This is a genomic window from Microcoleus sp. S28C3, assembly GCF_036700785.1.
Classification (GTDB): Bacteria; Cyanobacteriota; Cyanobacteriia; order Cyanobacteriales; family Microcoleaceae; genus Microcoleus; species Microcoleus asticus.
On sequence record NZ_JAUBPO010000297.1, the window covers coordinates 1 to 1,197 of the forward strand.

3 protein-coding genes are annotated in these 1,197 nt (G+C 39.1%); all 3 read left to right on the forward strand.

All coding sequences use genetic code 11. From position 1 onward, the window contains the following. Positions 1-162 precede the first annotated feature (162 nt). Positions 163-690, forward strand: coding sequence for a transposase (locus QUA13_RS32550; RefSeq protein ID WP_333205233.1), 528 nt, complete (start codon positions 163-165; stop codon positions 688-690). A gap of 157 nt (positions 691-847) precedes the next feature. Further along, positions 848-982, forward strand: a complete 135-nt coding sequence (locus tag QUA13_RS32995) for a transposase family protein (RefSeq protein WP_445242776.1) — start codon at positions 848-850, stop codon at positions 980-982. 33 nt (positions 983-1,015) lie between these two features. Next, a complete protein-coding gene (locus tag QUA13_RS33000; protein WP_445242777.1) occupies positions 1,016-1,159 on the forward strand; it encodes a transposase family protein in 144 nt (47 codons plus the stop codon). Positions 1,160-1,197 lie beyond the last annotated feature (38 nt).

Consider the following 1,197-nt stretch of genomic DNA (forward strand, 5'->3'; position numbering starts at 1 on the left):
CTTTAAGTCGGGGAGTTTTTCCATTCCTCGATCTAATGTCTATCTCGTCTTCTTGTCAAGGGGGTTGAGCAATTACGGGGATCATTTGGAAACGAGCGAGGAAAAGTCATAAAGGAAAACAAGACCCCAAAGCACGAGAAATAAAGCTCTTCAGACCTAGATATGTTGGAATTAGTTGCGGCTGCGGGAGAAATCGACTTAAAGTATTTGGATGAATCAGGTTTTTGTGCTTGGAGTGAGCCTGGTTATACCTATTACAAAAAAGGTGAGCAAAAACGTTTAGAGCAAACTAAGAATCGAGGTCGTAGATTAAGCATTGTTGGGCTTTTTCAACCTTTAAGTAGTTTTGTTTATGGTTTGGTAATTGGAGGTGTTGATAGAAAAGCTTATATCCAGATGATGGATCAAGAAGCCGAAGAAGCTGCTGAGCTTAAACGGCTCAGAATAATAGTACAGGACAATGACCCCATACACCGATGCCATGAAGTCCAACAGTTATGGTCGAAGTGGGAAAGCCAGGGTTTATACATCTTCTTTTTGCCCAAATATTGTTCAGAAATGAATCCAATTGAATTGGAGTGGCAACACCTTAAAAAAGATGAACTAGCAGGGCAAATATTTGAGGATGAATTAGAGCTTGCTTATGCCGTAAGTGATGGGGTAGGGGCTAGAGGAAAAAAAGGAAATTAGGGTCTTCTGGGTTGGCGGTGTAAACTGTATAATATATGAACTTTATGCTAGAGGCTAAGCTCATGGATTTTCATCTTGACGGATTACTCAATTTGCCAGAAATTACGATTGAAAAATGTATTAAAATGATACAAAAACAATTCTAAAAGTTGGTTTTTTGACGGATTATGCTACTTGTCCTCACTGTCAACAGTCCAGAGATGAACTCCATCAGATTCGTCCAATCTTGATTCGAGATTTACCGATTTCAGGTCAGTTAATCGAATTGGAAATTCCTCGCCGCCAATACTAATGTAACAATTGTCAAAAATATTTCACAGAGCAACTGTGTTTTGTTGATGAAGGTCGGCGTTATACTAAACGATATGAGGAGTATATTTATCACCGTGTTCAGGTAACAACGGTGGAACAGGTAAAACGAGAGGAAGAAGGGTCTTCTGGGTTTGAGGTGATAATAAAAACTAATTAGAAAAGCAAGCTAATAGTCGAGCTCGAAAATTGTCGAAA

Coding starts and splice junctions, on each gene's coding strand:
- QUA13_RS32550 (WP_333205233.1), top strand. CDS start 163: ATGTTGGAATTAGTTGCGGCTGCGGGAGAAATCGACTTAAAGTATTTG.